The sequence below is a fragment of the Vogesella oryzae genome (assembly GCF_902829295.1).
GTDB classification, from domain to species: Bacteria; Pseudomonadota; Gammaproteobacteria; order Burkholderiales; family Chromobacteriaceae; genus Vogesella; species Vogesella oryzae.
In genome coordinates this window covers 83922-106082 of sequence record NZ_CADEPL010000001.1, presented here as the reverse complement: position 1 = coordinate 106082, position 22161 = coordinate 83922, and the positions used below count along the sequence as shown (strand labels likewise).

Sequence of the window (22161 nt, the reverse complement as noted above, 5' to 3'; positions counted from 1 at the left end):
AGCTGGCGCTGGCCGAGCTGCTGGCCGGTGGCCGCCATCTGCCGGGCCTGCGCCGGCTGCGGCAGCAACTGGCCAGCCGGGTCGGCGCGCTGGAGGCGGCGTTGCGGCCAATCTTGCCGGAAGGCTGCGCGCTGCAGCCGGCAGAGGGCGGTTATTTCGTGTGGCTGGAAAACCTGCCGGTGGATGGCGTGGCGCTGGCGGCCGAGGCGCAGCAGCAGGGCATCCAGCTGGCGCCGGGCACGCTGTGCCTGCCGGGCGAAGCCGGCCGCCACGCCTTGCGGCTCAATGCCAGCTACTTCGATGCCGCCAGCCAGCAGCCGGCGCTGGACTGGCTGGCGCGCGCGCTGCGCCGCGACGCCTGACGCGCACTATCCGTCGTACGCGGCTCAGGGCATCAGCAGCCGCGTTTCCTCGCTGACCTGCTGCTGCGGGTTGGCCGCATCCTGCAGCTCGAAGGTTATCGGGTGGCTGCCGCGCGCCAGCACATTCGGGTCGCCGGCCACGGTGACGATGAAGCTGCGATCGCCATCGGCCGGCACCTGCAGCAGCGTGTCCGGCTGGGCGGCAACCACGCCCTCGCCGCTCACCACCAGCCGGTATTGCCGCGCCTGCGGCAGGGTGTTGAAGATGCGCAGCGCGTAGGCGTTCTCGATATTGCCGTCCGCGTTTTCGCGCGCCATCACCGCGCGGTCGCGCAGGATGTCGACGCGGAACGGCTGCCGCAGCCACAGGCTGACCAGCATCGCCAGCGTCAGCGTGGCGATCAGCCCGCCGTACAGCAGCGCGCGCGGCCGTTGCCAGGCACGCGGTGCCGGTGCGTGCTGCAAGGCGTGCTGGGTGGTGAGGCGGATCAGCCCGCGCGGTGCGGCCAACTTGTCCATCACGCCATCGCAGGCGTCGGCGCACAGGCCGCAGCCGATGCACTCGTATTGCAGGCCGTTACGGATGTCGATGCCGGTGGGACACACCTGCACGCACAGGCCGCAATCGACGCAGTCGCCCTGCGCTGCCACGTTGGCCGCCTCCTTGCGCCGTGCGCCGCGCGGTTCGCCGCGGGCGCTGTCGTAGGCCACCAGCAGGGTGTGGTCATCGAACATCGCGCCCTGGAAGCGGGCATACGGGCACATGTGCTTGCACACCTGTTCGCGCAGGTGGCCGGCCAGCAGCCAGGTAAAGGCGGCGTAGCCGAGTGCGAACAGGCTCTCCCACGGGCCGATGTGGCCGGCGGCAAGGTTGGCCGCCAGTTCGCGCATCGGGGTGAAGTAGCCGACCAGGGTCAGGCCGGTGAGCAGCGAGAACAGCAGCATCAGGCTTTGCGTGCCGCCTTTCTTCAGCAGTTTTTCCGCGCCCCACGGTGCGGCATCCAGCTTGCGGCGGGCATTGGGCGGCCCTTCCAGCAGGCGTTCCAGCCACAGCATGATCTGGCTGTAGACGGTTTGCGGACAGGAAAAGCCGCACCATAGCCGCCCGGCCAGCATGGTCCACAGGAACAGCCCCAGCGCGGCGATGATCAGCGTGCCGGCGAGGTAGGTCAGGTCCTGCGGCAGCAGCGTCAGGCCGAACAGGTAGCCGCGCATGCTGGCGAAGTCGTAGCGCACCGCCTGGTGGCCGTTCCATTGCAGCCACGGCAGGCCGAAGTACAGCAGCTGGGTGACGATGACAAAGGCGATGCGCCAGTTGTTGAAGCGGCCGCCGGTCAGCCGCGGGTAAACCTTGCCGGATACAAAATGGATGGGGATGGCCATGCTCTGCGCCCGAGAGTTGAACTGGCGCCGAGCTTAGGAGCCACCCCCGCGGCGGGACAGGCACAGATAGCGAACAAATGGCGGGCACAGCCCGGCGGATGCGGCCAACGTTTGCGCTGGCGCAACTGCTGCTAGCCGGTGCGCACCAGGTTGCGGCCTTGCTGCTTGGCCAGGTACAGCGCGGCGTCGGCGCGCGCCATCATCGGCGTGGCGGTGGCATCGCCCGGATACAGCTCGCTGATGCCGATGCTGACGGTGAACTGCACCGGCTCCCCGCCCTGCGGATTGTCCAGCTGCAGCGCGGCCACCGCCTCGCGCACGCGCTCCATCACCTGGCTGGCGCTGTAGCGGTCGGTATCCGGCATCAGGATGCCGAACTCCTCGCCGCCCAGCCGGCCGCAGACATCCTCCAGCCGCACGGTGGTCTGGCAGCAGGCGGCAAAGCGGCGCAACACTTCGTCGCCGAACGGGTGGCCGTAGCGGTCGTTGAGCAGCTTGAAGTGGTCCAGGTCCAGCATCGCCAGCGTCAGCGGCCGCTCCCAGCGCTGGCTGCGGGCGATCTCCTCGCCGGTGCGCTGCATGAACTGGCGGCGGTTGTACAGGCCGGTCAGCTCGTCGGTATTCGCCAGCCGCTGCAGTTCGGCCTGCAGCTGGTTGGCGGTGCTGATGTCGTGCTTGATCGCCACCATGTGCAGGATGTGGCCTTCCGGCGACCGTACCGGCGCCACCGACACGGTTTCGTGGTAGCTGTTGCCGTTGCGGTGCTTGCTGGCCAGCTCGCCGCGCCAGATATGGCCGGCCGCCAGCGCCTGCTGCAGCTCGCTCTTCAGTTGCGGGTGCTCGCCGAGCAACAGCTCGTCCAGCTGCGCCTGGCCGCAGATTTCGCTGTTACTTAGCCCGGTCATGTTTTCGAAGGCCGGGTTGGCGTACTCCACCACTCCGCTGCTATTGGCGATGATGATGGCCTCGGCGGCGTGATCGATGGCCACGCTGCGGATCGCCAGTGCATCGGCCAGCCGGGTGTTTTGCCGGTAGCGGCGGATGCCGTAGGCCAGCAGCAGATTGACCAGCAGCCAGGTCAGCAGGAACAGCCAGGCCTTGAGTTGCCACGGGCGTAGCAGGGTGTTCTTGTCCAGTCCGACGCTGACCAGCAGCGGCAGGTGGTCGACTTCGCGGCTGGAGTGCAGGCGCACGCGATCATCCAGCGGCGAGCGCAGTTCGTAGCTGTCTTCGCCATCATTTTCGTCACGCTGCAGCAGGGCTTTGGCATGGCTGTCGGCCAGCGGCGCGGCAGGCAGGGTGGACTGCGCCGGCAACTGCGCCAGCACCTGCAGGCGGTTGTCGGTGAAGGTCATGGTGTCGTAGTGGCCGCTGACCACGGTGCGGTCCAGCAATTGCTGGAAGTAGCTGGTGCGGATGACGGTGCCGATCAGACCGATGACGCGGCCGTTGAGCCCGCGCACGCGCTGGGTAACCACCACCACCGTATCGCCGCTGCCGCTCTGGAAGCGCGGGCTGACATAGCGGTCGGCGCGGGTCGGTATCAGCATCGCCTTGCAGTAGCCGCCCTCGCCGGCATCAAAGCCCGGCGAGATCTTGAACGACAGCACCAGACGGCACTGGTTATCCACCAGCAGCATGTCGTAGGCCTGCGGCACGCCGCGCATGGCGCGGACCAGCTTGCTTTCCAGCGCGGTGCGTTCGCTGCTGTCGCGGATGGCGAAGTCCTGTTCTTCCAGCTGCTCGGACAGCATGTTCTGCAGCAGCTCGACATCGCGGAAGTCCTGCTGCATCCACTGGGCAAACAGCAGGCTGTCGGTGCGGGCCTGGGTATAGCCCTGCTCGATAACGGTACGGTATGAGGTCACCAGCTCCATGCCGCCGACTAGCAGCAGCAGGAGGCTGATCAGGATGCCGGCGGCAGTGATCTTCACGCGGTGGGTGCGACCGCTGGCCAGTTGCTGGATTCGGGGCATAAGTTTAGGTGCAAATGGCGTGTCTTAAACCATTCTGGCATGAAGCACGTGTAGCGGCACGTGCGGCTCCGGCTTTAACAGAACATTGGTGCAGTTTATGCAATCGCGATGAAAAAATGTGGTTTTTGGCCATGTGTGGCGGGCCTAGCGGGCCAGCATCAGCCGCAAGCCAAGCGCGATGAACACCATGCCGGCCAGCCGGTCCAGCCACATGCCGCGGCGTGGCGAGGTGTTCAGCCAGCTGCCGGCGTGGCCGGCAAAGTAGCCGAGGGTGGCGAACAGCAGCGCCGCCTGCAGGGTAAACAGCGCGCCTAGCTGCAGTGTCTGCCAGCCGGCGCTGCCGCCGCTGCTGATGAACTGCGGCAGGAAGGCCAGAAAAAACAGGATCACCTTGGGGTTGACCGCGTTGGCGCACAGGCCCTTGGCAAACAGGCGCCATAGCGACGGCTCCGCGCCCTGCGGAGCGCCAGTCTGCAACCTGGTGCCGGCACTGTGCAGCGCCTGCCAGCCCAGCCATGCCAGATAGCCGCCGCCCAGCAGTTTCAACCCCAGCAGTGCCAGTGGCGATGCGGCCAACAGTGCCCCGACGCCCAGCGCCGCCAGCGTGGTGTGGCTGAGACAGCCCAGCGCGCAGCCCAACCCAAACACCATGCCGGCCCGACGGCCGCGCGCGATGCCCAGGCTAAGCACCATCAGATTGTCCGGCCCCGGCGACAGGGTGATCAGTATCGCGGCGGGCAGAAAGGCGAGCAGCTGTTCCGGGCCAAGCAGCATGGCAACTCCTGGTTATCGATGATGATCAGGCAGTCAAAGTCCGGCAAATGCCGGCAATGGCTGCTATCAAGAATGAAATTACAGTTTCTTGCCGAGGATGATCAGATCGCGGCGCACACCGTCCAGCACCGCGACCTGCGGCAGGTTGGCCCACTCGGCAAAGCCGAAGTGGCGGAACAGCGCCATGCTGGGGGCATTGTGGCCAAAGATGAAGCCCAGCAGCGTATCGACACCATAGGCCGGTGCACGTTCGATGGCTTCCTGTAGCAGGCGGCGACCCAGGCCGCGGCCACGGCAGGCTTCATCCAGATAGATGCTGACTTCCGCGGTGCCGTTGTAGGCGGGGCGGCCGTAGAAATCGGACAGGCTGATCCAGCCGGCAATGCGGCCATCCTGCTCTGCTACCCATAGTGGTCTGCGCTGTGGGTCGTGGGCGGCAAACCAGTCTTCGCGGCTGGCAACCGATACCGGCTCCAGATCGGCGGTCACCATGCGGCCGGCGATGGTGCTGTTGTAGATGGCAACGATGGTCGGCAGGTCTTCACGGGTAGCCAGGCGCAGGCTGATTTCAGACATCGGTTTCTCCGGATAGATGGGCAGTGGCAATGCTGCATGTGGTTTTCCGCATTGTGCATGTCCTGCAGGCGGCTTGTGAACCAGCGTCCATGCCGATTTTGCCGGTGCTACTGGCTGATTTTATGGCAGGTACAGTTTCGAGGTTTTGGATGCAAATAGCGACTCGATCTGTAAATCGTAACAAATTTACGAATTACATTAATTTATTACGTAATGAATATTAAAAAACCCCGCGCAGGCGGGGTTGGCAGCTGACGAGGCGGGTGAACTCAGGCGTCGCACCATACCAGCTGGTCACGGCCGGCATGTTTGGCGCGATACAACCGCTTGTCAGCCTGCTCGAACAACTGCGGCCAACTGTGGGCGCCCGCCGGCTGCAGGCTGGCGATGCCGATGCTGGCGGTGAGGTGGCTATCGGCTTGCTCCGGCAACACCCGGACACTGCGGATGTGGGCGGCCAGCTTGGCGGCAACTTCACGCGCGCCGGCGGTGTCGGTATGCGGCAGCAGCAGGCAGAATTCCTCGCCTCCGATGCGAGCGAACAGGTCGCCGGCGCGGGTGTGCTGCGTCACGATGGTCGCCATGCTGCGCAAAGCACTATCGCCGAGACTATGGCCATAGCAATCGTTGATGCGCTTGAAATGATCAAGATCGATGATCAGCAGGGTCAGCGTTTGTTGCTGGCGGGCATGCAGCGCGCACATGCGGCGCGCCTGCTCTTCAAAACTGCGGCGATTGAGCAGGCCGGTCAACGGGTCTTCGCTTGCCTGGCGGCGCAGGCTGGACAGTTCGCGTTCCTGGCCTAGCAGGGCAAAGCAAAGGGTCAGCAGCAGGGTGGCCAGCAGCAGCGGCAGGCTCAGCGCCGGTTCCAGCGGAAACTGCGGCAGATTGCCACGCATGGCATCCAGCAGGTAAAGCACTTCAAAACCGCAGAATGCGGCCAGATAGCCGCCGCTCAGGGTCTGGATGGCAGGGCGGGGATGCTGTCGCAGCAGCAGCCAGGCCAGCTGCGTGTTGAACGCCAGACCAAGCAACAACGGCAGCGCCAGCGATAGCGCCGGCCCTGCCGGCAGAAGCAGTGCTGCCAGCAGAGTGACGGCAATCAGCGGCAATAAATGCTGGCGTTGCAGCAGCAAGGGGCCCGGCAACTCGAGCAGGCTGGAAAAAGCCAGCAGCAGCAAGGTGCACTTGATCAGCAGCAGCAGGTTGATCAGCAGCGCCTGGCTATAGGCCGGCCAAGCCGGCGAGAACAGGGTGCTGGCGTACAGCGCCGCGGCAGTCAGGCTGTAGCCCAGCCAGTAATTGCGTGCCTGCTGCTGTTCGCGCGGGGCCGGCAGCAGGAACAGCAGCGGGCCGCTAAGCAGGTGGAAAAGTGCCAGACAGAAAGTGAGCGTGGCAGAATCGACGAAATTCATTGCAAATAATGCGACAACTATATGTATTTTGTTGCAAATGAAGCATGGTAGCACGGGCGGTAGAATAAAAATGTGCGGCGCAGCATGCTGTTGCGCTGAACTGCTGGCACGGTTGGCCGCATGGGTGGCGATGCTAGAATGGCGCCATGGAACTGTACCGATTACTGCAACAACAGGGCTTCGGCAGCCGCAAGGAATGCCGGCAACTGATCGACTATGGCCTGGTGGCCATTGATGGCGTGGATGCCAATGACTGGCGCCAGCCGGTTGATGCGGCCAACATCCGCACCCTGACGGTGGATGGTCAGGACTGGCCGCTGCTGCACCTGCCGCTGTACCTGCTGCTGCACAAGCCGGCTGGCTATGAAACCTCGCACAAACCGCTGCATCACCCCAGCGTCTACCGGCTGCTGCCACCGCAAATGGCCAATCTGGACATCAGCGCCGTTGGCCGGCTGGATGTGGATACCACCGGCCTGCTGCTGTTTTCCAGCGATGGCCAGTTTGTGCATGCCATGACCTCGCCCAAGAAGCAGGTGCCCAAGCTGTACCGGGTCACTGCCAAGCATCCGCTAACGGCGGAGCTGCTGCAGCGCTTGCGCGATGGCGTGCTGCTGCATGACGAGAATGAAACCCTGCATGCCGACAGCGTGGAGCAGGTCAGCGAATATGTGCTGGACCTGAGCATCACCCAGGGCAAATACCATCAGGTGAAACGCATGGTGGCGGCGGCGGGTAACCGGGTGGAGCAACTGCATCGCCTGGCGCTGGGCGAAGTGCGTCTCGGGGAGCTGGCGGCAGGACAGTGGCGGCATCTCACGACGGACGAGTTGGCCGCACTGGGTGTGGTGACGGGCTGAGGGCCGCTCGCAGGCAATAAAAAACCGCCGGTAACGGCGGTTTTTTATTGGACAGCGGTCGAGATCTCCACTCAGCAGCCCTGACTGAGCGCGATTTCCAGTGCCAGCGCCTGGTGCTGGGCGGCTTTTTCTTCCTTGCCGGTGCTGGCGAACAGCTGTTGCAGTTCGGCATGGGCGCACAGCGTGGGCTGGATCGACAGGCTGGCTTCCAGATAGCTCTGTGCCTTGCCCCACAGTTGTTCGGCACGGGCCAGACGACCCAGCGCCAGCAGCAGCATGTGATCGCGCGGGCGCGACTTCAGCCAGTTTTCCGCGTCGCGCATCAGCGTCAGGCGGCGCGGGCTGTCGATATGTTCGGCCAGCATGCCCAGTTCGCGCGCCAGTTCCGGCGTGGCCTGTTCGTCGTTAGACAGCGCGCCGGCGATCAGCTCGGCGGCCTGGCCGTAAGCCTGCAGGGTAATCAGCTGCTTGGCGGCATCGGATACCAGGTCCGGATTCTGCCGTTCCACTTCCGGAATGCGCTTCAGCCAGCTGCGGATTTCCTGCTCGCTGGTAAAGCCGGCCAGCTGCTGGCGATAGGCGGCCAGACGGTAGCGGCGGGCGCGGTCGGCTTCCAGCGCATCGGCCTTCAGCAGTTTCTCGGTCAGCTGCAGTACCTGCTCCGGCTGTTTCAGCATCAGGCGGATTTTCAGCTCCAGCCGCAGCGCGGAAGTCAGGTTGCTGCTGATGGCGCGGGCGCGTTCGATGGCGGCCAGCGCTTCCAGCGGCTGCTTGGCATCCATGCGGATTTGCGCTTCCACCATGTGGCGTGCCAGCTGGCTGCGTTCCGGCATGCTTTCCAGCCGGGACAGATAGCCGTCGCGTTTGGCGTTGTCGCCGACGCTGGCGGCGGAGCGGGCGGCGATCAGCAGCGCCAGCGCCTGGTTATCGCTGGAGTACTCGTCGTCGATCGACTTCAGCGCTTCGCGTTCGGCGCGCTGGTAGCGGCCTTCAAACATAGCCAGTGCCGCTTCGCGCAAGGCGTGGCGCGAGGCTTTCAGTTTTTTCTGACGCTGGTAGGTGCGCACCTCGGCCGGCAGGTTGGCCGCAATGCCGATCAGCCGCAGGGCGCCGTAGGCCAGCAGGATCAGCACCACGATGGCGACGATCAGCAGGTTGAACGACACCTCCATGCGGTATGGCGGCACGAACAGGATGGCGTAGCCGGTGTTGAGGGTGGAGGCGAGGCCGATCAGCACCGCCAGGGCAAACAGCCCGACAATCCAGAAAACGAATCTCACGGCGTGCTCCCGCTGGCGCCCTGCGCATCGCGCACGGCTTTCAGGCTGGCGGACAGGTCCGGCAGGGTGACGTTCAGTTGCGCGCTGGCCAGTTCGCCCAGTGTGGCCTGCCACTTTTGCGTTGCCGGCGCGTCGCCGTCGAAGTAGCGCTTGGCATACTGGCCGGCGGCGGCCAGGTCGGCCTGATAGGTGGCGCCGTCACGCTGGGTCAGCGCCAGACGGGCATCCAGCAGGCGCAGCTTGAGGTTCTCGCGCAGGAAGAAGCCCTGTTCTGGCGCCAGCAGCAAGGCTTCCGGCTTGTCCATGCGGCGGATGCGCACCATCTCGCCCAGGCTGTGGCTGACATCGGTCAGCAGGCGCTCCCACCACGGCGCATTGGCCGGCAGCGCGCTAGGCGGCAAGCTGTTGGCCAGACGGTGATGGTCGATGACCAGCGGCAGCGTTTCCGCGCCCAGCATCAGGGTGTCCAGTTTCACCGTCAGGCCGACGCTGTCGAGATATGGCAGCGCTTTCAGCGTTTCCAGGTCCTTGGCCACGGTCTTTTTCACCGGGATCAGTGCCGGGTTGTCGAAGCGGCCGAGGCGGTCGCTGACCATTTCCAGCGCGGTAATGGCGCCGCTGACATTGCCGGCCAGCTGTAATTGCTGGCTGGCGATCGCCAGCGTGTGCTCCACTTCGGACAGCAGCCAGTCGCTGCGATTCTTGGTCAGTTCCTGGTACATCGCGCCCAGCGTGGCGTACTGGCCGGCGGATTCGTTGACGCGGGCTTCCAGCAGCGCCAGCTTGGCTTCGGCGGCGCGGGTGGCGGCCAGTGCCTGCTCGGTCTGGGTCTGGATGGCCTTGGTATTGCCGCCATTCTCGGCCAGGCGGGTGGCCAGCGCGGTTTGCGCGGCGGTCAGCTGCTGGCGGGTTTCGATGTACTGCCAGCCGCTCACGCCCAGTGCCGCGATGGCGATGATCAGCGCCAGATTGACGGATTTCTTCGCGGGCAGTGCGCTGCCGCTGTTGACGGAATTGGCTTCGCTCATGGGATACAGGTAACCGCAAGTTGGCCGCATGGCGCGGCCGGGTTAGCAAGGTGGCGTATTAGGCCAGATAACTGAGAGGCATTGTAACGCCCAAGTAGTGGGGCTGCCAGAATTGTGCGCCGGCGCTAACCGGCCAGCAGTGCCGCCAGCGCGCTGCTGCTGCCGTCGCACAGGGCGATGCTGCCGGCGCCGAGCGCCTGCAGCCGGTTGGCAATGCGCGGGTGCAGGGTAATGAAATGCTGTGCGGCCAGGGAGGTGATGCCGGCGCTGGTCGCACTGGCGAACAGCGCCTCGGCGGCCTCGCTGGAGGCCACCAGCAGCCCGGCCAGCTGCCGCTGCTTGAGCAGCTGGTCATAGCGTTCCCAGTCCACCTGCTGGCGCTGGCGGCGGTAGATATCGGCATGGCGGACACTGGCACCGCGGCTGGCAAGGGTCTCCCCCAGTTGCGCGCGGCCATCGGCTCCGCGCACGATCAGCCACTGTTGTCCGGCCAGCTGTTGCAAGGCGGGATGCGCCAGCAGCGCGTCGCTGTCATTGCCTTGTGCCGGTGCGATGATCGGTCGCCCGCTGGCTGCGGCCAACCTGGCGGCACTGCCGGCACCGACACAGGCCAGCAGGCTGGGCGGCGGCAGGCTGGCGGCGATGGCCGGCCAGCCGAGGTCGATGGCGGACGGGCTGACGAAGATCACGCCGTCACAAGCGGCCGCCTGCTGCGGCAAGGTGGCCAGCGCGGCGGCATCGGCCACGGTATCCAGTACGCAGAACGGCAGGCTGGCGATGCCCAGTGCGGCCAGCTCTGCCTGCTGTCGCTCGGCCTGCGCCTGCGGCCGTACCAGTAACAGCGTGGGCAGCAGCGTGGGCGACAAGGTTGGCCGCAGCGTGGCCGGCATATTACTTGGCGGCCTGTTCGGCGATGACGGCTTCGATCAGCGGGCCGGCGTCCTGCTCCAGCAGCTTCTTGGCTACTGCGCGGCCGAGCGCATCGGCGTAGTCGCGCGGCGCGCTGGCGCTGGCGGTGAGCATTACCGAACCGTCCGGATGGGCGACGAAGCCGCCGAGGGTGATGACATCGTCGGTGATGGTGGCAAAGCCGCCGATCGGAATCTGGCAGCTGCCTCCCAGCACGCGCGACAGCGAGCGCTCGGCGGTGACGCAGGCGGCAGTATCGGCATGGTTCAGCGGTGCCAGCAGGGTCATGAGATCGGCGCGGTCGGCGCGGATTTCGATGCCCAGTGCGCCCTGGCCGACGGCCGGCAGGCTCTCGGACGGTGCCAGCTCGGCGCGGATGCGCTCGGCCAGCTCCAGCCGTTTCAGGCCGGCGGCGGCCAGGATGATGGCGTCGAACTCGCCCTCGTCCAGCTTGCGCAGCCGGGTCTGCACGTTGCCGCGCAGCGGTTTGATGGTCAGGTGCGGGAAGCGGGCGCGGATCTGCGATTCGCGGCGCAGGCTGGAAGTGCCGACCACGGCGCCGGCCGGCAGTTCGTGCAGGCTGCTGTAAGTGTTGGAAACAAAGGCGTCGCGCGGGTCTTCGCGTTCGCAGATGGCGGCCAGCGCGAAGCCTTGCGGCAGGTTCATCGGCACGTCCTTGATGGAGTGCACCGCGATGTCGGCACGGCCTTCCTGTAGCGCCAGTTCCAGCTCTTTTACGAACAGGCCCTTGCCGCCGATCTTGGACAGCGTTTTGTCCAGAATCTGGTCGCCCTGGGTGGTCATGCCGAGGATCTCCACCTGCAGCTGCGGGTACAGGGTTTCGAGGCGGGCCTTGATGTGTTCGGCCTGCCACATGGCGAGTTTGCTTTCGCGACTGGCGATGACGAGCTTGTTCATGAACGGCGGTCCTGCAGGGAAAAAGGGATGGCCGCGATTCTAGCATGGCCGCTAGCCGCCACCTTGATACAGGGCAGTGTGTGTAGCTGCAACAGTACGTGTAGTTTAACTACACGAAGCCGGCTTTTTACGGCACGATGGAGTGCGCCATCAGTGCAGCCAGGACAGCAGCAGCGGCATGGTCAGCATCGCCGCCAGCGTGGAGGTCGTCACCACCGCCGCCGCCAGTTTGCCGTCGCCCTGCATGCGTACCGCCAGGATGTAGGCCGAGGTGGCGGTGGGCAGCATGCTCATCACCAGCAGGGTGTGGCGGTACAGGCCGCTGATGCCCAGCAGGTTGGCCGCAGTCAGCGCCACCAGCGGCGCGGCCAGCAGCTTGATGCCGTTCCAGTACAGCAGCGGGCCGGCAAAGCGGCGCAGCGATTCGAAGCGCAGGCCGGCACCGACGGGGATCAGCCCCAGCGGCAGCGCGGCGTCGGCCAGGTGACTGATGGCGGCAAACAGCGGCACCGGCACTTGCAGGCCGGAAACGTTGGCCGCCAGCCCGCTGCAGATACCCCAGATGATCGGGTTGCGGCTCAGCTCGTACAGCATGCCGCGCTCGCTGCCGTGGGCCAGTTGCCACACGGCGAACAGATTGACCACCGGCACCATCGCGCCGCACAGCAAGGCGATGGTGGCGATGCCCGGCTCGCCGGCCAGCGCGCCCATTACCGCAAACGCCACATAACTGTTAAAACGGTAGGCGCCCTGGTTGCCGGCGGCAAACGACGCCTGCGGCAGTTTGAACAGCGGTTTGGCGACGTTGCCCAGCATGAAGGCGGCGACGGTAAACAACAGCCCCGCGGCCAACATCGGCACGCTGGCGGCAAAGTCCAGCTCTGCGCGCGCCAAGGCGCGAAACAGCAGTGGCGGGAACAGGATGAAGTAGATGAAACGGTCCGCTTCGGCCAGAAAAACGGCAGACATAAAACCGCTGCGCCGGAGCGCGAAGCCGCACAGAATCAGCAGAAAGACCGGTAGTAACACGAGGGCTGGATGCATGGCGCTGATTCTGCAGGGATTTGATGACAATGACTATCAGGGAAAACGGAGCATGACAGATCTGGACAAGGACTTGCCCCTGCGTGAGGACCTCGCGCGACTCAACCGCCTGCTGGAGGCGCTGCTGCGCGAACAGGCCGGCGACGATGTGGTGGAGGAAATCCGCGCCATTCCGGCCGGCGCGCTGCAGCACGACCGCCGCGCCGACGAGCTGGTGCAGCGGCTGACACCGGCGGCGACCAGTGCGCTGGTACGTGCCTGCGGCCTGTACTCGCAGCTGTTCAATATCGCCGAGGACCTGCACCATGCCCGCCGCCGCCGCGCGCACCAGCGTGCCGGCAGCGCCCCGCAGCGCGGCAGCCTGTCGCGCGCCTTGTCCACCATTCACGAAGCCGGCGTGCCGTTCGCGCAGCTGAATGCCGCACTGCAGGATGCCAGCGTCAGCGCCGTGCTCACCGCCCACCCCACCGAGGTGCAGCGCCAGAGCGTGCTGGATGGCCACCGTGCAGTGCGCAAGTTCCTGCAACAGCTGTCTTCGGTCGAAATCACGCCGGAAGAAGAGCAGGAAGTGGAAGCCAAGCTCACCCGCGTGATCCACGCGCTGTGGCAGACCACCGAGATCCGTCCGTTCAAGATGACCGTCGCCGATGAAATCGAAAACGGCGTCGCCTACCATCCGCTGTCGTTCTTCCAGTCGATTCCGGCGCTGTACGACCGCCTCGGCAAGCAGATCCGCGAGTTGTGGGGCGAGCAGGCCGACATCCCGTCCTTTCTGCGCGTCGGCAGCTGGATCGGCGGCGACCGCGACGGCAACCCCAATGTCGATGCCGGCGTGCTGCGCCATGCGGTAAAACGGCAGGCCGAGGTGGCGTTCAAGCATTACTTCTACGAGCTGGCCGGGCTGTACCGCGAGCTGTCGCTGTCGCAGCGCCATGTGCAGGTGTCGGCCGGGGTGCAGTGCCTGGCCGCCGCGTCGCCGGATACCGCCATCAGCCGCAAGGAAGAACCATACCGTCTGGCGCTGGCGGCAATCGAAGGCCGGCTGTCGGCCACCGCGGCCAACCTGGGCCTGCCGCTGCGCGGCCGCTGGACTGCCGGCAACCCCTACCGCAGCAGTGCCGAGCTGCAAGGTGAATTGCAGACGCTGATCGACTCGCTGATCGAGCATGGCAGCGCATTGCTGGTCGAAGGGCGTCTGGGCAAGCTGCAACGCGCGGTGGATGTGTTCGGCTTCTACCTGATGCCGCTGGACCTGCGCCAGCACGCCGAGAAACACGCCGGCGTGGTGAGCGAGCTGTTCGCCCACGCCAACCTGGAACAATACGACGCGCTGGACGAGGCGGCGCGGGTACGGGTGCTGCTGCGCGAGCTGGCCACACCGCGGCTGCTGTACTCGCCGTTCCTCGACTACAGCGCCGACAGCGAGAAGGAGCTGGCCATCTTCCGCGAGGCGGCGCTGGTGCAGCGCCAGTTCGGCGACGGCGCCATCGCGCAGTGCATCATCTCCAACTGCGCCAGCGTGTCCGACATCCTGGCGCTGGCGCTGCTGTGCAAGGAGTGCGGCCTGCTGCGGCTGGACGGCGGCGTGCCGGCCATCAGCCTGAACCTGGTGCCGCTGTTCGAGACCATCGCCGACCTGGATGCCTCGGCCGCCATCATGCAGCAGCTGTTCGCGCTGCCGTGGTACCAGCAGCTGCTGAAGAGCCGCGGCGGAGTGCAGGAAGTGATGCTGGGCTACTCTGACAGCAATAAGGATGGCGGTTACCTCACCAGCCAGTGGCAGCTGTATCAGGCCGAGCAGCGGCTGGTGCGCGTGTTCGACGGCGCCGGCATCAAGATGCGGCTGTTCCACGGCCGTGGCGGTTCGGTGGGCCGCGGCGGCGGCCCGTCCTACGAGGCGATCATGGCGCAGCCGGCCGGTACCGTGGTTGGCCGCATCCGCATTACCGAGCAGGGCGAGGTGATTACCGCCAAGTTTGCCGATCCGGACAACGCCACCCGCAACCTGGAGGCGCTGGTGGCTGCGACGCTGGAATCGACGCTGGCGCACGGCGACAGCCGCATCACCGACGAAAGCGCGGTGGCCGAGCTGTCCGGCCATGCCTTCAAGACCTACCGCGCGCTGGTGGAGTCCGATGGCTTCATGCAGTACTTCATGGAAGCGACGCCGATCGGCGCCATCGCCAAGCTCAACATCGGCAGCCGTCCGGCCTCGCGCAAGACGCTGGCCAGCATCAAGGATCTGCGCGCCATTCCGTGGGTGTTCTCCTGGTCGCAGTCGCGGGTGATGTTGCCGGGCTGGTACGGCTTTGGCAGCGCGGTGCGCGCCTTCCTGGATACCCACGGCGAGGAAGCCGGCCTGGCGCGGCTGCGCGAGCTGTATGCCGGTTCGCCGTTCCTGCAGGTGATGCTGTCGAATATGGAGCAGGTACTGGCCAAGGCCGATCTGCAGATTGCGCGCCGCTCCGCCGCGCTGGTGGGCAACGAGGCGCTGGCCGACCGCCTGTTCGGCCGGCTGCAAGCCGAGTACGAGGCGACCTTGGCTGCCTTCTTCGCCATCACCGGCCAGGAGCGTTTGCTGCAGGGCAACCCGACGCTGGCGCGTTCGCTGGACACCCGCCTGCCGTATCTGGATGCGCTCAACCTGCTGCAGGTGGAGCTGCTCAAGCGCCTGCGCGACAACCCGGACGACGGCGACGCGCTGTACGCCATCCACCTCACCATCAACGGCATCTCTGCCGGGCTGCGTAACAGCGGCTGAGCACGTACTGGCGTGGTGACTGCAACGGGCTGCCTGCGGGCAGCCCGTTTTGCTGGCGGCCAACTGTGACAGCTACATGTGGACACATGACGATACAGCCGGCAGAGCTATATCGGCAGGACAATAGCGGCTGAATCCATTCCTTCCGTGCCGAGGTGCCCCATGAACCCGTCCAGCAAAGACATCAAATACCTGGCAGAACACCTGCTGCACACCGGCGTTGGCGGCCTGGCCGAGCGTGAACTGCAGGCGCTGATGCGCATCTCGCGCAAGCTGCAGTCGGTACGGCCGGAAAACGCGCTGCCGGACCGGGGCCCGACCTTCGGCGAGCGGCTGGCCGATCGTGTCGCCGAGTTTGGCGGCTCGTGGACCTTCATCATGATTTTCGGCAGCTTTCTGCTGAGCTGGGCGTTCATCAACAGCGAGCTGCTGGGCACCAAGGCGTTCGACCCCTACCCGTACATCTTTCTCAACCTGATGCTGTCGATGCTGGCCGCCATCCAGGCACCGATCATCATGATGTCGCAGAACCGCCAGACGGCGCGCGACCGCATGACCATGATCCGCGACTTCGAAGTCAACCTGAAATCCGAGGCGGCGATCGACGGCCTGCACAAGCGGCTGGATCACCTGACCTGGGAGCTGCTGTCCGATCTGGACCTGATCAAGCAGGGCCAGCGCCAGCTGTTGCAGCACGGCCAGCCGCATGGCGTGCCGCCGCCGGATAGCGCGGCGGACAACGGGCCGCTGGCCGGCTAGCCGCCGAGGGTATCCAGCTTCAGCGGCAGCGCTTCGCCCAGCCAGCGGGCGGCGCTGGTGTGCGCGGCCAGCTCGTCGGCCTGTTGCGGATGCAGTAGCACCGGCAGCGGGCCGCGATGCTGTTGTAGCAGCGTCTCTACCGCCGGCAACAGGCTGGCAGCGAAGTCGATCTCGAACATCGGCCGGGTGTGCGGGCCGACCTCGCGGTGGATCAGTTGCCCCAGCCAGCAGCCGGCCGGCAGTTGTGCGGCCAACGTGGCATGCAGCGCGGCGGCGAACCCGGCCTGCTGCGGCAGAAAATAGACGTGGGTGTGATAGATGAGCGACATGGGCGATGCTCCGGCCGGAAAGCCGGCATTGTAGCCACGGCCGGCAGCACTGCCTGCCGGCCGGATGGCCACCCGCATCACAGCCAGCGGCCGCGACTGAGACTCTCGGCCTGGTGGCGCAGCTTTTCCAGCTGTTGTTCGGCGCAGGACAACGGGCAGGCCGGCAGTGCATTCCAGCGGCTGGACCAATAGGCGGCAAGGCGGCGTAGCAGTTTCATGATGCCCTCACTGTTGAGTGGTTTCGACAGTTGACAGCCTAGTCTGCTAGTGTTGGCGGATAAATCGCCTTTTCCTTGATGGTTTGTCGAGTAAATGAAAACAATGCCGTCGCCAGACGATGTGCTGGCTTTCGAAGCCGTGGCGCGCTGCGGCAGTCTCACCGCCGCCGCCGAAGCGCTGGGCTGCACCAAGAGCATGATCAGCCTGCGGCTGAAGGCGCTGGAGAAACAGCTCGGTGCGGTGCTGGTGTTGCGCACCACCCGCCGGCTGGCGCTGACCGAGGCCGGGCAGCAGTTGTTGCCGCACGCCCAGGCGCTGCGGCGGGCGCTGGAAGAGGCGCAGCCGGCGGTGGACAGCGCGCAGCAGGCGGTGGCCGGGCGGCTGGCGCTGTCGACCACGGTATCGCTGTCGGCGGTGCTGGCACCGCTGCTGGCGGAACTGGGGCAGCAGCAGCCCAGCCTGCAGCTGATGCTGCAGGTGAATAACCTGGTGCAGGACCCGATCGCCGATGTGCTGGATTTCTGCCTGCGGCTGCGCCGGGTCCACGACGAATCGCTGGTGGCCCGCCCGGTCGGCTGGGTGGAAGAAGGGATCTACGCCAGCCCGGCCTATCTGGCGGCGCAAGGTTGGCCGCAACAGCCGGAAGCATTGCGCGAGCGCGGGCTGATCAGCCACGGCGAACACGAACAGCTGCTGCTGACGCGCGGCGACGACAGCGTGCTGCTCGACTGCGGGCCGGCCAGCCTCAGTGCCGATGCCTACATCGTCTGCCTCGACCTTGCCCTGCGCGGGCAGGGACTGACGGTGCTGCCGGGCTTTCTGGCTGCGCCGCATTGTCGCGAGGGCCGGCTGCTGCGGGTGCTGCCGGAGTGGCAGGGCGAGCGGGTGCCGGTGTTTCTGGTCTACCCGTACCGGCAACCCGTGCCGCGCAAATACCAGGTCCTGCTCGACTTTCTGTTGCCACGCCTGCCGGCGGCGCTGCTAGGGAGCGCCTGAGCGTATTGTTGCCGGCTGGCCGATGCGGCACACTCGCAGGCCCACCTCCACGGATTCGCCATGTCATCCCCTGTTGCCCCTTCCGGCCGCGGCATCGCGCTGTCGCTGCTGGCCTCGTCGCTGTTTGCCATGCTGCCGGGCTACGTCACCCTGCTGGCGCCGCTGGACAGCGTCGCCATTTTTGCCTGGCGCATTGTCTGCACCCTGCCCGGGGTGCTGCTGATCCTGCAGCTGTCCGGCAAGATGCCGCTGTTTGTCGCCAGCTGCCGCCGGCTGCTGCGCGAACCGAAGCTGCTGCTGCTGGTGCCGCTGATGGCGGTGCTGATGGGGGTACAACTGTGGTTGTTCCTGTGGGCGCCGTTCCACGGCCAGGTGGTGGCGGTGTCGCTGGGTTATTTCCTGGCGCCGCTGGTGATGGTGCTGGTGGGGCGCCTGCTGTATGGCGAGAAGCTGTACCGGCTGCAGGCCATTGCCGTGGCGCTGGCGCTATTGGGCGTAGGGCACGAGATCTGGCTGACGCAGGGGCTGGCATGGCCGACCTTGCTGGTGGTGCTGGGTTATCCGCCGTATTTCGTGCTGCGCCGCCTGACCGGGCTGGACGCGGTATGCGGCTTTGCGCTGGAGATGCTGCTGCTGTTGCCGGCGGCGCTGTGCATGCTGTGGTGGCAGGATCCGGCCGCCTGGAGTGTGCTGCAGCAGGGCAAATACTGGCTGCTACTGCCGGGGCTGGGGCTGGTGAGCTCGGTGGCGCTGCTGTGCAATATCGCCGCCAGCCACCTGCTGCCGATGGGGTTGTGGGGGCTGCTCGGTTATGTCGAGCCGGCACTGCTGTTCCTGCTGGCCATCTCCGTGCTGGGCGAGCCGGTGACCGCCGGTGCGCTGCTCACCTACGGCCCGATCTGGGGCGCCATCCTGCTCACCGGCGTGCACACCCTGCGTCAGCAGCGCAAGCTGCGTCTGGGCTGAGACTGTCTGCGGCCAACGTTGGCCGCAGGCTTACCAGCCCGCTGGCAGCTGGCCGAAGCGCAGCTGCGGTGTGCCATGCCAGTCGGCCACGCGCTGCAGGGTCTTGAGGATGTCATCGCGCAGGCGCTGGCTGAGGCGCACGCCGTCCTCCAGATACAGCGCTTTCACTTCGAACACCCCCTGGGCGCGATGCGCCTTGGCATCCAGCCGCCCAGCCAGCTTGCCGCGCAGCAGCAGCGGCAGCACGAAGTAGCCGTACTGGCGCTTGGGCGCCGGGGTGTAGCACTCGATACGGTAGTCGAAGCCGAACAGCTCGCTGGCGCGCTTGCGGTCCCACACGATGGGGTCGAACGGCGACAGCACGCTGCAGGCACTGGCATGGAGCTGCCCGTCTGCGGCCAACGCCAGTTTCGCTTGCAGGCTGTGGTGCACGAAAAAGTCGCCTTTCAGCCCGTCTACCCGCACCGGCAGCAGCTCGCCGCCATCGGCCAGCGCGTGCAGGCTGGCGGCATCGTTACCACGGCGCAGCCGGTAGTAGTCGGCGACCCAGCCGGCCTTCACCAGCCCCAGTGCGCGGCAGCTGGCGCGGATCATGTCCAGCCGCGCTTCCTCAGCGGCGGGCAGATGCTGCGCGTCGTCCCACTCCGGCAGCACGCGCTCGGCGATGTCGTACACGCGCTGGAAATTCTGCCGCTCGCGCACCATCAGCCGGCCGCTGGTGAACAGCACTTCCAGATGACGCTTTTCCGGTTTCCAGTCCCACCAGCCGTTGCCCTTGCCGCCCTGGCGCTCGAAGTCGCGCGAGCGCACCGGGCCGTGGTCGCGGATGTGGCTGACCAGTTGCTCGATGTCGGCGTGGTGCTTCTTCATCCATTCCACCGAGAACTTCCAGCCCATCGCCGCCGGGTTCAGCATGCGGTGGCGCAGCAGGCGGTAGTCCTCGCGTGGCACGAAACAGGCCTCGTGTGCCCAGTATTCGAACAGCGCGCCTTCGGCCAGCAGTTCGTCCAGCCACGCCGGGTCGTAGCTGCCGAGGCGGCTGAACAGCACCAGGTAGGGGCTGCGTGCCACCACGCTGATGGTGTCGATCTGCAGCAGCGCCATGCGGCGGATGGCGGCCAGTACATCGGCCTTGGTCGCCTTGCGCCGCGGGGCGGCCAACATGCCTTGCGCGGCAAGGTGCAGCGCGCGGGCCGCAGGCAGGGATAGCTGGAGGTGGCTCATGATGACATCCGGGCGAAAACACTGTGTGCAGCATAACGCAGGCAGCAGAACACGTTGGCCGCAGTAAAATCCAGAATGGACAAGCGTGGCTAATTGCCGCCACCTTGCTCTAGCCGGCCAGCCGGCGGAACTGGCCACTTGGCTAGGCCGTGTTGCCAGCCGTTAATGCCAATGTTATTTTCCGCCTCCCGATAACCTGCCCGTAACAGCGATCCTGTTGCGGCATAGGAGTGTTCTTTATGTTCTCGTGGTTCGAACGTCGCATCGACCCCTATCCCGATACCCCGCCGGCACAGCCGCCGGCCGGCTTGCTGCCCTTTGTCTGGTCCGCCACCGACGGCCTGCGCGGCCTGATCCTGGCGATGACGCTGTGTACCGCCGGCATCGGTGCCTTTGAGGCGCTGCTGTTCTCCATGCTCGGTTCCATCGTCGACTGGCTCAGCCACGTGGCGCCGGGCGAGCTGTGGAGCAAGGAAAAACATAACCTGCTGCTGCTGGCCGGCATCCTGCTCGCCAGCCCGTTGCTGATCGCGCTACAGGCGCTGTGCAAATACCAGGGCCTGGCCGGTAACTTCCCGATGCGCCTGCGCTGGCAGTACCACCGTCACCTGCTCGGCCAGAGCATGAGCTTCTACCAGGACGAGTTCGCCGGCCGCGTGTCGGCCAAGGTGATGCAGACCGCACTGGCGGTGCGCGACACGGTGATGATCGTCACCGACATCCTGGTGTTCGTGGTGATCTACTTCGTCACTATGGTGGCGGTGGCCGGCAGTTTCGACCGCCTGCTGCTGTGGCCGTTCGTGGCCTGGCTGGCGCTGTACCTGCTGACGCTGCGCTTCTTCGTGCCGCGTCTGGGCAAGGCGGCCAAGGCGCAGGCCGATGCCCGCAGCCTGATGACCGGCCGCGTCACCGATGCCTACACCAATATCGCCACCGTGAAGCTGTTCGCGCACAGTTCGCATGAGGCCGGTTTTGCCAGGAGCGCGATGCGCGAATTCATGGCCACCGCCTATCGCCAGATGCGGCTGGTCAGCGGCTTCGAGGTGGTGAATCACGTGCTGAGCATGGGGCTGATCGCCAGCACCGCCGGCGCCACGCTGTGGCTGTGGAGCCGTGGTGAGGTCGGCATCGGCGCGGTAGCGGCGGCGACCGCCATGGCGCTGCGGCTGAACGGTATCTCGCACTGGATCATGTGGGAGATGTCCAGCCTGTTCGAGCACATCGGCACGGTGCAGGACGGCATCAACACCCTGGCACGGCCGGTGGCGATTACCGACGCGGCGGACGCCAAGCCGCTGCAGGTTGGCCGCGGTGAAATCCGCTTCGACAATGTCAGCTTCGCCTACGGCGGCGAGCGCCCGGTGGTGGAGCACCTCGACCTGGTGATCCGCCCGGGCGAAAAGATCGGTCTGGTTGGCCGCAGCGGCGCCGGCAAGTCCACCATCGTCAACCTGCTGCTGCGCTTCTACGACGTGGAAGGCGGCCGCATTCTGATCGACGGCCAGGACGTGCGCGAAGTCACGCAGGACAGCCTGCGTGCCAATGTCGGCATGGTGACGCAGGACACCTCGCTGCTGCACCGCTCGGTGCGCGACAACCTGCTGTACGGCCGCGCGCAGGCCAGCGAGGCGGAGATGATTGCCGCGGCGCAGAAGGCCGAGGCGCACGAGTTCATCCAGAGCCTGACCGACCCGCACGGCCGTCGCGGTTACGATGCCCATGTCGGCGAGCGCGGGGTGAAACTGTCCGGCGGCCAGCGCCAGCGGGTGGCCATTGCGCGGGTGATGCTGAAGGACGCGCCGATCCTGCTGCTGGACGAAGCCACCAGCGCGCTGGATTCCGAGGTGGAAGCGGCGATCCAGGGCAGCCTGTACCGGCTGATGGAAGGCAAGACCGTGGTGGCGATTGCCCACCGGCTGTCTACCATCGCGGCGATGGACCGGTTGATCGTGCTCGACAAGGGCCGCATCGTGGAGGAAGGCGACCACGCCAGCCTGCTGGCCAAGGGCGGGTTGTATGCGCGGCTGTGGGCGCACCAGAGCGGCGGCTTCCTGGGCGAGGAGCTGGATCCGGACGAAGAGGCGGCGCTGGCAGGTTAATCGCGCCTGCACAGCAAAACAGCCCGGTAAGCACCGGGCTTTTTCTTGCCGCCGCGGCGGCGGTGGCAGGCCGCAGATGCGCAGGATTCTGCAATAAAGTAGTTTCCACGCTACTTTACGTTAGCGTAAGGCTGCGTTTTTGCGCTTTTTGCGCAACAAAAAGCCGTGACCGATGCATAAAAAGCGTCGTGCGGCGGCATATTTCGGTCGGTTGTGAACCTTTGCGACTACAGCTCGGCGATAATGCCGCAGCCCCCATCTCAGGGCGGCCTACCAGACCCGC

At 65.9% G+C, this 22161-nt stretch carries 19 protein-coding genes and 1 pseudogene; 7 read left to right on the top strand and 13 right to left on the bottom strand.

Annotated features, from left to right (window positions below; genetic code table 11):
* A pseudogene (locus HU218_RS00525) lies at positions 1 to 362 on the top strand (PLP-dependent aminotransferase family protein); the annotation flags it as partial.
* A 24-nt stretch (positions 363 to 386) separates the two neighbouring features.
* Here HU218_RS00525 and ccoG read toward each other — a convergent pair.
* The 5 genes from ccoG to HU218_RS00500 all read right to left on the bottom strand — a co-directional run bounded on the left by ccoG (position 387) and on the right by HU218_RS00500 (position 6486).
* Complete coding sequence (ccoG, locus tag HU218_RS00520; RefSeq protein ID WP_174872964.1) at positions 387 to 1745, bottom strand: cytochrome c oxidase accessory protein CcoG; 1359 nt, start codon at positions 1743 to 1745, stop codon at positions 387 to 389.
* Positions 1746 to 1876: 131 nt separating this feature from the next.
* A complete protein-coding gene (locus HU218_RS00515) occupies positions 1877 to 3721 on the bottom strand; it encodes a sensor domain-containing diguanylate cyclase (protein WP_174872963.1) in 1845 nt (614 codons plus the stop codon).
* Positions 3722 to 3865: 144 nt separating this feature from the next.
* Entirely contained in the window at positions 3866 to 4495 is a 630-nt protein-coding gene (locus HU218_RS00510; protein ID WP_174872962.1) for a LysE family translocator, read from the bottom strand.
* Between the two features lie 78 nt (positions 4496 to 4573).
* A complete protein-coding gene (locus HU218_RS00505; RefSeq protein WP_174872961.1) occupies positions 4574 to 5071 on the bottom strand; it encodes a GNAT family N-acetyltransferase in 498 nt (165 codons plus the stop codon).
* A 269-nt stretch (positions 5072 to 5340) separates the two neighbouring features.
* Positions 5341 to 6486, bottom strand: a complete 1146-nt coding sequence (locus HU218_RS00500) for a GGDEF domain-containing protein (RefSeq protein WP_174872960.1) — start codon at positions 6484 to 6486, stop codon at positions 5341 to 5343.
* A 146-nt stretch (positions 6487 to 6632) separates the two neighbouring features.
* Here HU218_RS00500 and HU218_RS00495 point away from each other — a divergent pair, with 146 nt between their 5' ends.
* Positions 6633 to 7346: a pseudouridine synthase gene (locus HU218_RS00495; RefSeq protein ID WP_174872959.1), complete on the top strand. Its 714-nt coding sequence runs from the start codon at positions 6633 to 6635 to the stop codon at positions 7344 to 7346.
* 71 nt (positions 7347 to 7417) lie between these two features.
* Here HU218_RS00495 and HU218_RS00490 read toward each other — a convergent pair whose 3' ends face one another.
* From HU218_RS00490 to HU218_RS00470, 5 genes are all read right to left on the bottom strand, one after another.
* Positions 7418 to 8626: a heme biosynthesis HemY N-terminal domain-containing protein gene (locus HU218_RS00490; protein WP_174872958.1), complete on the bottom strand. Its 1209-nt coding sequence runs from the start codon at positions 8624 to 8626 to the stop codon at positions 7418 to 7420.
* Complete coding sequence (locus tag HU218_RS00485) at positions 8623 to 9654, bottom strand: uroporphyrinogen-III C-methyltransferase (RefSeq protein WP_174872957.1); 1032 nt, start codon at positions 9652 to 9654, stop codon at positions 8623 to 8625. The genes HU218_RS00490 and HU218_RS00485 overlap by 4 nt, the downstream gene beginning before the upstream one ends.
* 125 nt (positions 9655 to 9779) lie before the next feature.
* Positions 9780 to 10544 (bottom strand): uroporphyrinogen-III synthase, encoded by a 765-nt coding sequence (locus HU218_RS00480; RefSeq protein ID WP_174872956.1) that lies wholly within the window; start codon positions 10542 to 10544, stop codon positions 9780 to 9782.
* A gap of 1 nt (position 10545) precedes the next feature.
* On the bottom strand, positions 10546 to 11481 hold the full coding sequence (gene hemC, locus HU218_RS00475) for a hydroxymethylbilane synthase (protein WP_174872955.1): 936 nt from the start codon (positions 11479 to 11481) through the stop codon (positions 10546 to 10548).
* Positions 11482 to 11631: 150 nt separating this feature from the next.
* The gene (locus tag HU218_RS00470) at positions 11632 to 12450 is read right to left on the bottom strand and encodes an AEC family transporter (protein ID WP_174872954.1); all 819 of its coding nucleotides are present in this window, start codon (positions 12448 to 12450) and stop codon (positions 11632 to 11634) included.
* Between the two features lie 127 nt (positions 12451 to 12577).
* On the opposite strand from HU218_RS00470, the gene ppc reads away from it, so the two are divergent.
* On the top strand, positions 12578 to 15286 hold the full coding sequence (ppc, locus tag HU218_RS00465; RefSeq protein ID WP_174872953.1) for a phosphoenolpyruvate carboxylase: 2709 nt from the start codon (positions 12578 to 12580) through the stop codon (positions 15284 to 15286).
* A gap of 162 nt (positions 15287 to 15448) precedes the next feature.
* Entirely contained in the window at positions 15449 to 16045 is a 597-nt protein-coding gene (locus HU218_RS00460) for a DUF1003 domain-containing protein (protein ID WP_174872952.1), read from the top strand.
* Here the strand turns inward: HU218_RS00460 and HU218_RS00455 are convergent.
* Positions 16042 to 16374 carry a DOPA 4,5-dioxygenase family protein gene (locus HU218_RS00455; RefSeq protein WP_174872951.1) on the bottom strand — a complete coding sequence of 111 codons (333 nt, stop codon included), beginning with the start codon at positions 16372 to 16374 and terminating at the stop codon, positions 16042 to 16044. The two genes, HU218_RS00460 and HU218_RS00455, sit on opposite strands and share 4 nt — an antisense overlap.
* A 77-nt stretch (positions 16375 to 16451) precedes the next feature.
* A complete protein-coding gene (locus tag HU218_RS00450; RefSeq protein WP_174872950.1) occupies positions 16452 to 16592 on the bottom strand; it encodes a hypothetical protein in 141 nt (46 codons plus the stop codon).
* 94 nt (positions 16593 to 16686) lie between these two features.
* On the opposite strand from HU218_RS00450, the gene HU218_RS00445 reads away from it, so the two are divergent.
* On the top strand, positions 16687 to 17589 hold the full coding sequence (locus HU218_RS00445) for a LysR family transcriptional regulator (RefSeq protein ID WP_174872949.1): 903 nt from the start codon (positions 16687 to 16689) through the stop codon (positions 17587 to 17589).
* A 60-nt stretch (positions 17590 to 17649) separates the two neighbouring features.
* Positions 17650 to 18555, top strand: coding sequence for an EamA family transporter RarD (gene rarD / locus HU218_RS00440; RefSeq protein ID WP_174872948.1), 906 nt, complete (start codon positions 17650 to 17652; stop codon positions 18553 to 18555).
* A 30-nt stretch (positions 18556 to 18585) separates the two neighbouring features.
* On the opposite strand, the gene HU218_RS00435 is transcribed toward rarD, so the two are convergent.
* Positions 18586 to 19779 (bottom strand): winged helix-turn-helix domain-containing protein, encoded by a 1194-nt coding sequence (locus HU218_RS00435; protein ID WP_174872947.1) that lies wholly within the window; start codon positions 19777 to 19779, stop codon positions 18586 to 18588.
* A gap of 239 nt (positions 19780 to 20018) precedes the next feature.
* Between HU218_RS00435 and HU218_RS00430 the strand changes: the two genes are divergently transcribed.
* Positions 20019 to 21878 carry an ABC transporter ATP-binding protein gene (locus tag HU218_RS00430; RefSeq protein ID WP_174872946.1) on the top strand — a complete coding sequence of 620 codons (1860 nt, stop codon included), beginning with the start codon at positions 20019 to 20021 and terminating at the stop codon, positions 21876 to 21878.
* Positions 21879 to 22161: the final 283 nt, after the last annotated feature.